Annotated in this window: 16 protein-coding genes and 1 pseudogene; 8 read left to right on the forward strand and 9 right to left on the reverse strand. The window is 59.7% G+C overall.

Annotated elements, in window-relative coordinates; translation table 11 throughout:
• The 8 genes and pseudogenes from JJ869_RS17380 to JJ869_RS17415 form a co-directional block, all read right to left on the reverse strand.
• Positions 1–273 (reverse strand): annotated as a pseudogene (locus JJ869_RS17380) (sulfite dehydrogenase); the annotation flags it as partial.
• A gap of 20 nt (positions 274–293) precedes the next feature.
• The gene (gene soxB, locus JJ869_RS17385; protein WP_292268974.1) at positions 294–1,991 is read right to left on the reverse strand and encodes a thiosulfohydrolase SoxB; all 1,698 of its coding nucleotides are present in this window, start codon (positions 1,989–1,991) and stop codon (positions 294–296) included.
• Positions 1,992–2,085: 94 nt separating this feature from the next.
• On the reverse strand, positions 2,086–2,937 hold the full coding sequence (gene soxA / locus JJ869_RS17390; RefSeq protein WP_292268977.1) for a sulfur oxidation c-type cytochrome SoxA: 852 nt from the start codon (positions 2,935–2,937) through the stop codon (positions 2,086–2,088).
• Between the two features lie 58 nt (positions 2,938–2,995).
• Complete coding sequence (gene soxZ, locus JJ869_RS17395) at positions 2,996–3,322, reverse strand: thiosulfate oxidation carrier complex protein SoxZ (protein ID WP_292268978.1); 327 nt, start codon at positions 3,320–3,322, stop codon at positions 2,996–2,998.
• A gap of 31 nt (positions 3,323–3,353) precedes the next feature.
• Positions 3,354–3,770: a thiosulfate oxidation carrier protein SoxY gene (gene soxY, locus JJ869_RS17400; protein ID WP_292268979.1), complete on the reverse strand. Its 417-nt coding sequence runs from the start codon at positions 3,768–3,770 to the stop codon at positions 3,354–3,356.
• A gap of 29 nt (positions 3,771–3,799) precedes the next feature.
• Positions 3,800–4,279, reverse strand: coding sequence for a sulfur oxidation c-type cytochrome SoxX (soxX, locus tag JJ869_RS17405; RefSeq protein ID WP_292268980.1), 480 nt, complete (start codon positions 4,277–4,279; stop codon positions 3,800–3,802).
• Between the two features lie 128 nt (positions 4,280–4,407).
• Positions 4,408–4,986, reverse strand: a complete 579-nt coding sequence (locus tag JJ869_RS17410) for a thioredoxin family protein (RefSeq protein ID WP_292268982.1) — start codon at positions 4,984–4,986, stop codon at positions 4,408–4,410.
• A gap of 26 nt (positions 4,987–5,012) precedes the next feature.
• On the reverse strand, positions 5,013–5,750 hold the full coding sequence (locus JJ869_RS17415) for a cytochrome c biogenesis protein CcdA (protein WP_292268984.1): 738 nt from the start codon (positions 5,748–5,750) through the stop codon (positions 5,013–5,015).
• A gap of 72 nt (positions 5,751–5,822) precedes the next feature.
• Here JJ869_RS17415 and JJ869_RS17420 point away from each other — a divergent pair, with 72 nt between their 5' ends.
• From JJ869_RS17420 to JJ869_RS17435, 4 genes are all read left to right on the forward strand, one after another.
• The gene (locus JJ869_RS17420; protein WP_292268985.1) at positions 5,823–6,224 is read left to right on the forward strand and encodes a thioredoxin family protein; all 402 of its coding nucleotides are present in this window, start codon (positions 5,823–5,825) and stop codon (positions 6,222–6,224) included.
• Between the two features lie 9 nt (positions 6,225–6,233).
• On the forward strand, positions 6,234–6,569 hold the full coding sequence (locus tag JJ869_RS17425; protein WP_292268987.1) for a metalloregulator ArsR/SmtB family transcription factor: 336 nt from the start codon (positions 6,234–6,236) through the stop codon (positions 6,567–6,569).
• Between the two features lie 81 nt (positions 6,570–6,650).
• Positions 6,651–7,712, forward strand: a complete 1,062-nt coding sequence (locus JJ869_RS17430) for a YeeE/YedE family protein (protein WP_292268989.1) — start codon at positions 6,651–6,653, stop codon at positions 7,710–7,712.
• A 152-nt stretch (positions 7,713–7,864) separates the two neighbouring features.
• The gene (locus JJ869_RS17435) at positions 7,865–8,929 is read left to right on the forward strand and encodes a Hint domain-containing protein (RefSeq protein ID WP_292268991.1); all 1,065 of its coding nucleotides are present in this window, start codon (positions 7,865–7,867) and stop codon (positions 8,927–8,929) included.
• 32 nt (positions 8,930–8,961) lie between these two features.
• Here the strand turns inward: JJ869_RS17435 and JJ869_RS17440 are convergent, their stop codons facing one another.
• The gene (locus tag JJ869_RS17440) at positions 8,962–9,399 is read right to left on the reverse strand and encodes an SH3 domain-containing protein (RefSeq protein WP_292268999.1); all 438 of its coding nucleotides are present in this window, start codon (positions 9,397–9,399) and stop codon (positions 8,962–8,964) included.
• Positions 9,400–9,601: 202 nt separating this feature from the next.
• Here JJ869_RS17440 and JJ869_RS17445 point away from each other — a divergent pair, with 202 nt between their 5' ends.
• The 4 genes from JJ869_RS17445 to speB are packed head-to-tail and all read left to right on the forward strand — an operon-like array spanning position 9,602 to position 12,717.
• Complete coding sequence (locus JJ869_RS17445; RefSeq protein WP_292268993.1) at positions 9,602–10,588, forward strand: D-glycerate dehydrogenase; 987 nt, start codon at positions 9,602–9,604, stop codon at positions 10,586–10,588.
• 51 nt (positions 10,589–10,639) lie between these two features.
• Complete coding sequence (pdeM, locus tag JJ869_RS17450) at positions 10,640–11,320, forward strand: ligase-associated DNA damage response endonuclease PdeM (RefSeq protein ID WP_292268994.1); 681 nt, start codon at positions 10,640–10,642, stop codon at positions 11,318–11,320.
• 27 nt (positions 11,321–11,347) lie between these two features.
• Entirely contained in the window at positions 11,348–11,761 is a 414-nt protein-coding gene (locus JJ869_RS17455) for a PaaI family thioesterase (RefSeq protein WP_292268995.1), read from the forward strand.
• Positions 11,762–11,772: 11 nt separating this feature from the next.
• Positions 11,773–12,717, forward strand: coding sequence for an agmatinase (gene speB / locus JJ869_RS17460; RefSeq protein WP_292268997.1), 945 nt, complete (start codon positions 11,773–11,775; stop codon positions 12,715–12,717).
• Positions 12,718–12,798 lie beyond the last annotated feature (81 nt).

Below are 12,798 nucleotides of genomic sequence, written 5' to 3' on the forward strand. Positions count from 1 at the left end.
CAGCGCGTGAATGGGTGTGAAGTTGATCGAGCTTGTGGTGTCGGCGGTCAGCCATTCCACATTGCGGCGGACCACATCGCTTTCGTACTGGATCGGCAGACCGTAGGGCGTGGCATCGACGCCATCGCCAAAGACGCTCGCCCATTCCTGCACTTCGGTGATCAGCGGGTCCGGGCCATTCGCCCGCGCTGCACCCGCAGCGGTCAGCCCCGCCGCAGCGGCGGCCGAGCCCCGCAGGAACGCGCGGCGCGAGGGATTGTGCATGTCAGACATATCTCACACTCCGGTTGAAGTTACGCGCCCACAACCGTGACGCTGTTGTTGGGTTGAACGGTGACGGTGCCAAGCTTTTTGATATGTGCTTCGACCACGTCCCAGATTTGCGGACCTTCGGTGCCTTCGTTGACCGACGCCCAGCCTGCGACGACATAATTCTTCGCCGGATCAATGGCTTCGCCGGTCTTGAGCAGCACCATATCGGTGATGCGTTCGCCCTGCGGCTTCTGCACGTCGATCCGATAGCCCATGCCCCCGATGCGCACCATGTCGCCGCCCTGCTGGTAGTAGGGGTCGGGGTTGAAGATGTTGTCGGCCACGTCTTCGAGGATGATCTTGATGAATTCGCCCGTCATCTCCGACCGGTAGGCCTTGCCATAGGTCATGGAGGTGACGTTCCAGATGTCCTCGCGGGTGATGTTGTCGCCGGGGATCAGGCTAGGCCCCCAACGGACACCCGGCGACATGGCGATGTCGGCCTCGCGTTCGCTAAGTAGCGCTTCGCAGATCAGGTCGTCCCATGTGCCGTTGAAGTTGCCCCGACGGTAGAGCAGGCTGTCGGTCTGGCCGATTACCTCTTCCAGCTCGGCCTTGTAAGGCGCGCGCTGTTCGTCGATCAGCGCGGTCATCTCAGGATCGGGCGTGATCACGTCCGAGAAGATCGGGATCAGCTTGTGGCGGAAGCCCATCATGCGACCGTTCTGGATGTCGAGATCGACGCGGCTGACGAATTTGCCGTTCGAACCGGACGCAATGATGATCGTCTCACCCACCAGAACCGGCTCGGGCAACGCGTCATGTGTGTGGCCCGACAGGATCACGTCGATGCCTGTCACTTTGCTGGCCATGCTCTTGTCCACGTCAAAGCCGTTATGGCTGAGGCAAACGACGCATTCGGCCCCTTGGGCACGAACCTCGTCGACCATGGCTTGCATGTTCTCGTCACGGATGCCGAACGAATATTCCGGGAACATCCAGCCGGGGTTTGCAATCGGCATATAGGGGAAGGCCTGACCTATCACCGCGATCTTCACACCTCCCCGTTCAAAGAACTGGTAGGGTGGGAATAGCTCGGCCGGTTCGTCCCATTCGGCGTCAAAGATGTTCTGACCGAGTGCGGCGAAAGGCAGACCTTCGACGATCTCCTGAACGCGGGCCGAACCCAGCGTGAATTCCCAGTGGAACGTCATCGCATCCGGGCGAAGCTGGTTCATCACGTTGACCATGTCCTGCCCTTCGGTGTGGTAGCAGGTATAGGACCCGTGCCACGTATCACCGCCATCCAGAAGCAGAGCATCCGGGCGATCGGCCCGGATCGCGTTGACCACAGTGGCCACGCGATCCAAGCCGCCGACGCGCCCATAAGCTTTGGCCAGGGAGGAGAAATCGCCAGAGCTGAGCGCGTAGTGGGAGGGGCTGCCGTCATCAATGCCGTAAAGCTTGCGGAAATCGGCCCCGGTGACGTGCGGCACGGCACCGCGGTTGTCACCGACACCGATATTCACCGACGGCTCGCGGAAGTAGATCGGCTTGAGCTGGGCGTGAATGTCAGTGACGTGGATCAACGAGACATTGCCAAAGGTGTCGAACTGCAAAAGCTGATCCTGAGTCAGCGCCTGTTGCGCTGCCAGACGGGACCAGTTGCCGAAACCAGATGCGCCGAAGAGCGCGGATACGGCCATCGACACCTGAAGGAAATCGCGACGTGAGATCATGGGAAGGCCTTCTTGGATTTCCGGTCACACATTCGCATGTGTGAATAAGTTGGATGGGAAAAAGCCCGCGCCGTTGCCAGCGCGGGCCTTGAGATTATTGACGGACCGACGGACCTTCGACGCTCAGGCCATTGCCGCGCGAGGCGACATAGACTTCGAGCGCAATGAATTCCGGTGAGCCGACTGCAAATGTCTCGGCGCGGGTGTCACGGATACAGCCGCGGAAGCGGTTATGTGTCTGCACGAGACCTGCGTTCTTGAGACGGTAGGTCGGGAAACCGTTGATCTGACCCTGAGACAGGTGGTCGGCACGGATGTAGTTGCCGTAGTTCTGTTCATGGCAGTTTGCGCAGGACAGTTCGAGCTGACCGTAGCGGGTGTAATAGATTTCCTTGCCCTTCTCGTAGTATTCTGCGGCAGGACCGTCGATGGCCACGTTCACAGGCATACCACGCGACTGAACAGAGATCAGGGCCTCCATCGCAGTCATCTGTGCGCCGTCATACTTGTAAGCTTCGGCACCCATCTGTTCGGTGCGGCAGTTGTTGACCTGCATCGCAAGCGTCCGCATCTCACCGGCTTCGGCGTTCCACTTGGGATACACCGCACGGACACCGGCAAGGCTCTCGGGGCCTTCGTGACACGAGGCGCAGGACTTTTCAGCCGTGCCTTCGACGGTGTTCCATGCGTCGATCGCCTGATCCACGGCGATCATGCCGGGGTTATCAAAGGTGTCCGTCTGCATCGCCTGGGTGTCATCTTCACGGAAGTGCCAGCCCGAGATGATGGTGTCTATGCCTGTCTCTGCCATGTGCGCGGGCGCCGCAGTCTTGGAGATCATGACCTCGCCGTCGATGGACAGCGTGTCGTCATCCGCTCCGCCAGCGAAAAGCATCGGGGCCGAGATGGCCAGCGCGGCGAACGCTGTCATTGCCTTATATTTCATTCTGTTCCCTCCCAAAATTATCCCTGCCCCGTGAACCGGGACAGGAAGGAGCTTCTGCTCAGACCGCGATGGATTGTGTATCGTTGTAGACGGACCCGTCATCGTCGTACCAGGTGAACGCGAAATCACCGGCTTCGGGCACAGTGGCCTCGAATTCGAAATACGGGTTGGTCGAAATCGCCGGTTCCATCGTGATGTCAATCACGCTCTGGCCGTTGAACTCGCAGGTGAAGCGGTTGATGATCGACCGCGGGATCGGATTGCCGCTGCTGTCTTTGCGCTGGCCCGATTCCATCGGATGGCTGATCAACGTCTTGATGACGATTGCTTCGCCAGCAGAGGCGGACTTGGGAACCTTGACGCGGGGTTTTACACCGGATGCCATGTTTTATCTCCTGAAATCTGTCTGTTGACCGTTAGCCGCCACAGCCGCCGATTGTGACCTTCACGGTCTTCGAGCTGCGGGCAAAGCTACCATCCGCCAGTTTGGCGATGGCGATAACGTCCTGGGTACCAGCAAGACGCATACGCGTGCTGGCGGACTGGGACGCGGCGAGCGGGCCAAAGTTGAACGTTGCAACGCCGGGTGTCGGGTTGCCTGCGGCCAGAATCATGATCGCCGTTGCGCCGGGTGCCGACACCGAAATCGGAACCGTGTTGCCGTTCTCGGCAATCTCGGGGGCGGTCAGTTCAACACCGGCATCGCCAACAGCGGCACCACCGGTGAAATTTGCGATCGCATCGTCAACCGCTGCGTTGGCGCGGAACGGCAGGACGAAGGTCAGCGCCGCTGCCCCCGTGAGTGCCAAGGTTTCGCGTCTCGTGAAATCCATGTCTTATCTCCTAATTCAGTGACAGCTGCTCAGCTGCCCTTCAGCGTCAGCAGGAACGCCACCACATCTTCGATTTCCTGCGCCGTCAGAATGGGCGTCAGGTTTTCTTCCTTTGCACCTTTACCGGTGTAACCATCACCGGGGCGGATGAATCCGCTGGTCTTGTAGAAGGCGGGCATCACGCTGCCTTCAAACGTCATCTTGGCGTTGGCCACGATGCCGCGTAGTTCCTCGGCACTGCGGTAATCCGCGATACCATCAAGTGTCGGACCAACCTCGCCATGGAAAAGAGCATCGCTCAGCGCGGTTACCGCATGGCAGGCCACGCAGTTGCCCTTGCCGCGATTGGTCATAATTTTGGCGCCGTTGGCTGCGTCGCCCTCGACACCCGACAACGATGCCGCGATCGCGCCGTAGTCGTCGAATTGCACCTTACCCGGAGTGATCGGGTTGGCGATGGCTGCGGTCGCGAAAATCACGACAGCTGCGGAAATACCTGTTAGCTTCATTGTCCCTCCCTTACCGCCCGATACGTTGACCGAGCTGACATATGGCTTTGTATACCGTAGGCCACTGACCTTGATTCACGCAACAACAAATTCACAGAAGTGAATAATTGAGTATGAATGTCGCAGGATCAGTCGGTGCTTCCGTTGCTGCGTTCATGGATCATCCGCGCATGGTATCTTTGAAAATCTTCTTCCGATTCAGATAGATAACGCTTTTCAGCAACCCACGTAAACATGTCCAAAGTGGTCCCCTTGCCAAAGGCGCCCGGCATCACTGCAACGGACGCTTCGAGCGCGTTTTGGTCCTCTGGCACCTCTTCCGGCAGGAAAACGATGTTCGGTGTGAAGAGCACGCGCCACTTTCGGGCCATGTCTTTCTCGGACAGAACCTCACCATCAAAGTCTGTGACTTCGATGTCTCCATGCAGGTTCAGTTGCACCACGAAATAGTTCTCGGCGATAAAATCGCTGACCGTGGCATCCGAGAACACCTCCTCGTGCATTTTCGAGCAGTAGATGCATCCACGCTGTTCGAAAAACAGCACCAGCCGCTTGCCTTCGGCATTCGCTTCACCAAGGTCCTCGCGCAGATCCTTGAACGTGTCGCGCATCCACGGCTGCTTGTGCAAACCGTCATCCCCAAGCTCTGCCGCCGCCACCGGAAGCGCCATCACCAGCGCCAGTGCGCCTGCCAGAAAATGTTTCATCTTCCTTCCTCCTCCTCGGTTGACGGTCATCCCAGCGATGACCAATTCGGGAACCAGCGTAGCATGGCATCCGCGATCAGGTTCACGGTATCCGTTGCGATCAGCACCGCAAACAGGATCAGCATGCCGCCCATGACCTTTTCGGCGTAGCCCAGAAAACTGCGGTTGCGGGCGGTCCAGCGCAGGAACGGGCCGGAAAACAGCGCCGCAATGACAAAAGGAATGGTCATGCCCAGCCCGTAAACGAACAGCAGCAATCCGCCTTGGTAGATGTCCCCCATCCCGCCCGCGATCATCAGGATCGAGGCCAGCGCAGGGCCGACGCAGGGCGTCCAGCCAAACCCGAAGGCCAGACCCATCACATAGGCGCCGATCAGCGTGGTCGGTTCGGTTTTCGCCTCCACCCGTGCCTCGCGGTAAAGGATCGGGATGCGCACAACGCCAAGGAAATGCAGGCCAAATGCCAAAAGCACTGCCGCCGCGACATAGCGCAGCGGCTCACGGTAATCGGCAAACGCTTGCCCCACCGCCGTCGCCCCCATGCCGAGCAGCACAAAGATCGTCGTCACACCCAGCGCAAACAAACAGGCCGACAGAACGAGGTTCCATGCGACCCCGCGCGGCACATCCTCTTCACCCTTCAGTTCGTTCATCGAAATCCCGGCCATGTAGCACAGGTAGAAGGGAACCATCGGCAGAATGCAGGGCGTGAAGAAACTCAGGAGCCCCGCAAGTGCCGCGCCCGCGAAAGAAATATCGAACATGGACGGAGATTCCTTGAATTATTCACATATTCAGATTAAGTGTTTTGTCCAAACGCCGTCAATTGGTGAATGATGAACACGTTGAACGCCCTCGCGCTTGTAACTGGTGTATTGGTTTTTCTGGCATGGTCTTCGGACGCTCTGGCAGAACCGTTCCTTGTTATGGTCGAACAACCGAGCTGCATGTACTGCGAGCGGTGGGACGCAGAAATCGGTCCGGCTTATCCCAAAACAGATGAAGGCAAGTTTGCGCCTCTTTTGCGTGCAGATTTGCGTCAGGGACCGCCGGAAGGCATCACCTATGCACGTCGCGTACTTTTCACGCCGACATTTGTTCTGGTAAACGAGGGCCAAGAACAGGCGCGTATTGAGGGGTATCCCGGTGAAGACTTTTTCTGGCCGCTGCTGACAAAGCTGCTGCTGGAAAACACAGACTTCGCATCATCCACCGGGACTGAAACGGTCAGGAACTAGAGGCACGGCATGGCACTTCCTCAGCTCAGTCCAGATCTGAACGAAGACGAACTTGATCGGATCGTTGACAAGGCCACGACTGCGTCCAATTTCCTCAAGGCGATCAGCCATGAAGGTCGCCTGATGATCCTGTGCCACCTCGTCACCGGCGAAAAATCCGTGACCGAGCTCGAGGAACTGCTGGCCGCCCGTCAGGCTGCGGTGTCGCAACAGCTGTCCCGGTTGCGGCTGGAAGGGTTGGTCATTCCACGACGCGATGGCAAGACGATCTATTACCGTCTTGCCGATGACAAACCGCGCAAGATGCTGGAATGCGTCTACGACTTGTTCTGCAAGGACGACTGAAGCCGCCCTCTACTCTTTCCTTGCTCTCACATCGCGCTGACCGCATACTTGACGCGGGAGCCTGTCTTGGGAGGACAGCAGATGCTGGAGAACGTTCCGGAGCACATCATTGTGGCCGCCGTTGGATTGTTCGGCGGTGTCCTTCTGGGACTGGCCGCAAGACTTGGCCGATTTTGCACATTGGGCGCGATCGAAGACCTGCTTTACGGCGGCTCTGATACCCGCATCCGCATGTGGGGCATTGCCATCGGCACCGCGATCATTGGCGGTTTCGCCCTCATGGGTGCCGGTGTCGTTGATGCCGGGACAACCTATTACCTGTCGATCAACTGGTTGCCCTGGGCCTCGGTCGTAGGCGGTCTGATGTTCGGCTATGGCATGGCACTTGCCGGAAACTGCGGTTACGGCGCGGTGGCACGGTTGGGCGGAGGCGATCTGCGCAGCTTTGTTATCGTGCTCGTCATGGGCGTGTCGACCTATGTCGTTCTAAGCGGCCCACTGGCCCCTATGCGTGACATGCTGTTCCCCCAAAGCCCCGTTCTTCCGGGCGATGTGCCGCCGGGTATCGCCCATGCCGCTGCGCATTGGACCGGCGTTTCCTCAACAGCAATCGGGCTGAGCATCGGTCTGGCCGTGCTGGCCATCTCTGCCAGCTCGCGCGCCTTTGCCGACAACCCCAAATCGGCTGTCTGGGCGGTCGTGGTCGGCCTCGCCATCATCAGCGGCTGGGCTGGCACATCATGGGTGGCCAACACCGGCTTCGAAGCGCTGCCTGTCGTGTCGCACAGCTTTGCCGCGCCCTTGGGCGAAAGCATCCTGTGGTGGATGATCGGCTCGGCACAGCCAGTCAGCTTTGCCGTTGGATCGGTTGCAGGTGTCTGGCTGGGTGCCTTCATCGGATCGCTCATCAAGGGACATTTCCGCTGGGAAGCCTGCGAAGACCCGCGGGAATTGCGGCGCCAGATCTTTGGCGCAGCGCTGATGGGCGCAGGAGCGGTCATCGCTCTGGGCTGCACCGTCGGCCAGGGCATCAGCGCCTTTTCCGTCCTCGCCTTGAGCGCACCAGTGACTTTTCTCGCAATTTTTGCCGGGGCCGCTTTTGGCTTGCGGCAGTTGATTGTCGGGTTCAACCCAGCAGAATAGCACTTACCCTGCGTCACCCGTTGCCCAAGAATCACGGTGCGCAATAAATTCGCGGCAAAGCTGCACGTTGGCGTAATTTTGCCTGCACACGTGCGCAACGCGCGCTAACTTTAGATAGAAAATAAAACTAAAGAGAGCGGGCATTCAGGAACATGGGAACGGCTTACAATGGCACGTTCGTCATCTCCTGGTCGCAGACAACTATAGACACGCTTCAGTCGGCTCCGGTCGATTTCCTGAAGGTCGGTGTGACTTGGGGTTGGGAAGGTGAGGCCGTCCGCGTGGATGGACCGAACGACCTGTTGCGACTGGACGATGCGGAGGGAGAGGCGGATCGCCGGAAACGGGCGGCGCGCATGGTGCGACGTCTGGTTGGGGCGGCCATCGAAGACACCACCGACCTGAGCGCCATCGCGGTTGACCACCCGATCGCCGACAAGTGCTTTGTCCTGACGGATGGCCGCAGCACCTACACCGTCACACTGATCGAGTCAGGCACGCGCAAACCACCGCTGCTGATGTTCCTGAATTCTTTGCCGCCGAAAAACAGCGACCTGTGGGTCGTTCACGCATCATTGGTGAATACGATCACGCAAAGTGATGCCGAACACCAAGGCGCGGTGATCTGCTTTACACCCGGAACGCGCATTCTGACACCCGACGGCGTCAAACTCATCGAGGAGTTGCGCGAAGGCGACCTCGTGCAGACTAAAGACAACGGATGTCAGCCGATCCAATGGATGGGTCAGCGCCGCATGAGCGGTGCGCGGCTGTTTGCCATGCCGAAACTTCGCCCGATCCGCATCCGCGCGGGACTGTTCGGACTGGACGAACCGGACGAAGACCTTTTGGTGTCACCAGAGCATCGGATGCTGGTCAAGGGTCGCGTCGCGATGGATCTTTTCAACACGCCCGAAGTTCTGATTGCCGCGCGTGATCTGGTAGACCATGAACGCGTGTCGATTGACCTGAATGTGCGCGAAATCACCTATGTGCACATGCTCTTGCCGCAGCACGAAATTCTGTTCGCCAATGGAGTCGAGTCGGAAAGTTTTCACCCCGCAAATGCCGCCTTGTCGACCTTGGACGCAGGGGATCGCGCGCGTCTGCGGGACATGCTGCCCAGCGTCGAATTCAACCCGCAAGGCTATGGCAACTTTGCGCGGCGCAACCTGTCCTCTTCCGAAGCGGCGATCCTCATTCATCAGGCAGCCTGACCCTCACGAGTCAGGTCAATTTCCGAGCTGGATTACTCGAAAACCTCTTGTGGCAGAACGCCCCAATAGGATCCCTTGCGCGCCCATCCGCGGTAACCGCCTGCCGACAATTCGCACCAGTCGGGCAGACATTCGCGAACCTCAGCCACCACACCCAAAGCCAATTGCGCGTTGACCTGGGTCGAAGAATCCGGCCGCGCATAAAGGTTAAGCAAGTCGACTTCGACAATCGCCGTGCGCACCCCGGACAGCAGCGAATAATGCACCCAGCCTCCGGCCCCGTCGCGGTCCTGAACGCGCCGCCAATGTTCATGCTCTGCCGTGATCTGCAACGGCATGTTGCGACGCTTGTAGACCCAGTCGATTCGGTGCGACAGCGACGGGCCACGGCGGACATTGCCCTCGCTCGCCTTCATGGAAACGAAGCGCGGCAATGGCAGATTCGTCACCGAACCACGATCTGCGGCCATCGCGGGGCCGGAACTCAGCAGTCCGATGATCAATGCGACGGACAGGGAACCACCCATCAACGCCCGTAACGAAAGCCAGCTCATGTGATGCGCCTCAATTTGCTTGGTTTTTTGGTTTTTGGCGGCAGGTTCTTGTGCCCGCCGCGCCTTTGGGACACTGTGCCAAAACCTGACACGCCGGGGAAGTAGTGGGAGCGAAAGCATGCCATCAAAACGTCTGAGTGTTGTCGTCACGCGACGTTTGCCGGACGCCGTCGAGACACGCCTGAAAGAACTGTTCGACGTCCGCCTCCGGGACAGCGATGAACCAATGACCCAAGCCGAGTTGATCGAGGCGGTCAAAGTCGCCGACGTCCTTGTCCCGACCGTCACTGACAGGATCGACGCCGGTCTGATCGGTCAGGCCGGAGACCAGCTTCGCCTGATCGCCAATTTCGGTGCCGGGGTTGATCACATCGACGTCGACACGGCCCGCAGCCGCGGCATCCTTGTTTCAAACACCCCCGGCGTGGTCACCGAAGACACCGCCGACATGGTCCTTGCCCTGATGCTCAGCGTCACCCGCCGCATTCCCGAAGGCCTTAGCGTGATGCAGACCGGCGATTGGAAAGGATGGGCGCCGACAGCGTTTCTTGGCGGTCGTCTGGGTGGGCGCCGTCTTGGCATTCTTGGCATGGGACGCATTGGTCAGGCGGTTGCGCGCCGTGCCAAGGCCTTTGGCATGCAGATCCATTACCACAACCGTCGCCGCCTGCGCCCCGAGATCGAAGACGCGCTTGAGGCGACCTATTGGGAAAGCCTCGACCAGATGGTCGCGCGCATGGACATCCTGTCCGTCAATTGCCCACACACGCCCTCGACCTTTCACTTGCTCAACGCGCGGCGGTTGAAACTTCTCAAACCCAGTGCGGTGATCGTGAACACCTCGCGCGGCGAAGTGATTGACGAAAACGCCCTGACCCGCATGCTCAAGGCGGGTGAATTGGCCGGCGCAGGGCTTGACGTGTACGAACACGGCCATCGCGGCAATCCCGAACTGCGCAACATGCCGAATGTCGTCATGCTCCCCCATATGGGGTCGGCCACGCAGGAAGGCCGCCTTGAGATGGGCGAGAAAGTCATCATCAACGTCAAAACTTTTGCCGATGGACACCGCCCACCCGATCAGGTGGTGCCCGCCATGTTGTGACAGGGGTCATTGGCCCTTGCCATCGTTGTAAAGCCCGGCGATGAACAAAGCATGAACGCGCTTGAGTTTTCTTTCCAGTCCGAAACCCTGCACGCCCTGCCAACGGGCGGGTTATTTTGGCCAACGCAAGAACTGCTCGTCGTGTCTGACCTGCATCTTGGCAAATCCGCACGCGCTGCGCGCTTTGGCGGCGCGCAATTGCCGCCCTACGAAACAATCGAAACACTGACTCGATTGTCGGGCGATCTGACTGCGACCAAAGCCCGTCGCGTGATTTGCCTAGGCGACAGCTTCGACGCACCTACGCTGCAAACAGCCCTACCCGAGCCCGACATCTTGAGCCTCACAACGCTCCAAGCAGGCCTCGATTGGGTCTGGATCGAAGGCAATCACGATCCGGGTCCCGTGCAGCTTGGCGGCACCCACCGACGCAGTCTCATCATTGGCCCCCTGCACTTTCGCCATAGCGCGGAACCCATCCCGACGCCCGGCGAAGTCACAGGCCACTACCACCCCAAAGCCACGCTGCCCCTGCGCGGTCGAACGTTGACACGGCCCTGTTTCCTGTTCGACGAAACACGCCTGATCCTGCCCGCTTACGGCGCCTTCACCGGTGGATTGCACAGCCATGATCCCGCGCTGACCAGACTGATGTCACCGCACGCACAGGCCATTCTGACCGGACCCAAGCCCTGCAAAATCCCGATGTCGGGCCTCGCCCCCTTGTCTTGACCCACGCGGCATGCTCACTGTTTGCGCATGAGCACGAACCCACGCATTCAAGCCAGCTTCGACAGCCAGTCCATGATGGCAACCTTGGGCGCAGAACTCGTCGAAACCGGCGAGGGCACCGCGACCATCAGCGCCCCGATCCTGCCCGGATCGCGCCAGCAGCAAGGCTTCGGTCATGCGGGCCTGACCTTTTCCATCGGCGACAGTGCGGCGGGTTATGCCGCCCTGACGCTGATCCCGGATACCCAGGAGGTCGTGACCGCCGAGATCAAGATCAACTTGTTGGCCCCGGCCATCGGCGACCGCCTTATCGCCCGTGGCCGCGTGATCAAACCCGGACGGCGCCTGATTGTCGTCACCTCTGATGTTTACGCTGAAACCGATGGTACCGAACGCCACATTGCCAGCCTCATGGGCACCATGATGCCCGTCGACCTGTAAAGGAACAGTAAATGCCGACATACAACCAGCCCTTGGGCGGCAACACATCCCCCCGGTTCTCTGGCCCCAACACGATGATGCGCCTGCCCGCGCAGCCCACCGCCGAAGGGCTGGATGCGTGCTTTGTCGGCATCCCGATGGACCACGGCGCGTCGAACCGCCCGGGAACACGGCTTGGCCCACGCCAAATTCGCGAAGAAAGCCGCATGATGCGCCCCTATAACATGGCCACAGGGGCGGCGCCGTTCGAGTGTATGCAGGTGGCGGATATCGGCGACGTGGCGGTGAACACCTTCGATTTGAAGAAAACCATCGGCATCATCACCGACCATTACCGCGAGATCCTCAAACATGACACGATCCCGCTGACACTGGGCGGTGACCACACGCTGACATGGCCGATCCTGCGCGCGATCAAGGAAAAACACGGCCCGGTCGCACTCATCCATGTCGACGCCCATGCCGACACCAGCGATGAGATGTTCGGCGAGAAAGAAGCCCACGGCACCCCCTTCCGCCGCGCGTGGGAGGAAGGCTGCCTGCAGAATGACAAGGTCTGGCAGATCGGCCTGCGTGGATCGGGGTATTCCCCGGACGACTGGAACTGGGCGCGCAATCAGGGCTGGAACGTGATCCCGGCGGAACAATGTTGGTACAAGTCACTGGCACCGCTGATGGCCGAGATTCGCGGCAAGATCGGCGATGCGCCAGTTTATCTCAGCTATGATGTCGACAGCCTCGACCCCGCTTTCGCCCCGGGCACCGGCACGGTCGAAATGGGCGGCCTCAGCACATGGCAAGCGCTTGAAATCGTGCGCGGCTGCGCGGGCTTGAACCTCGTCGGCGGTGATCTGGTTGAAGTATCGCCGCCCTTCGACACCACGGGCACCACCGCCCTGATTGCATCGAATCTTCTGTTTGAGATGCTGTGCGCGTTGCCCAAGGCGCAGGCGTAGGAAGGCAGGGCGATCGCCCGGCGCGGGGCTCAGGCTGTGAGCCCTTCGGGTTCTTCGATGCCATGCGCTCTGCAGCAGGCG

The organism is Marivita sp., from assembly GCF_017643905.1.
Taxonomy (GTDB): domain Bacteria; phylum Pseudomonadota; class Alphaproteobacteria; order Rhodobacterales; family Rhodobacteraceae; genus Marivita.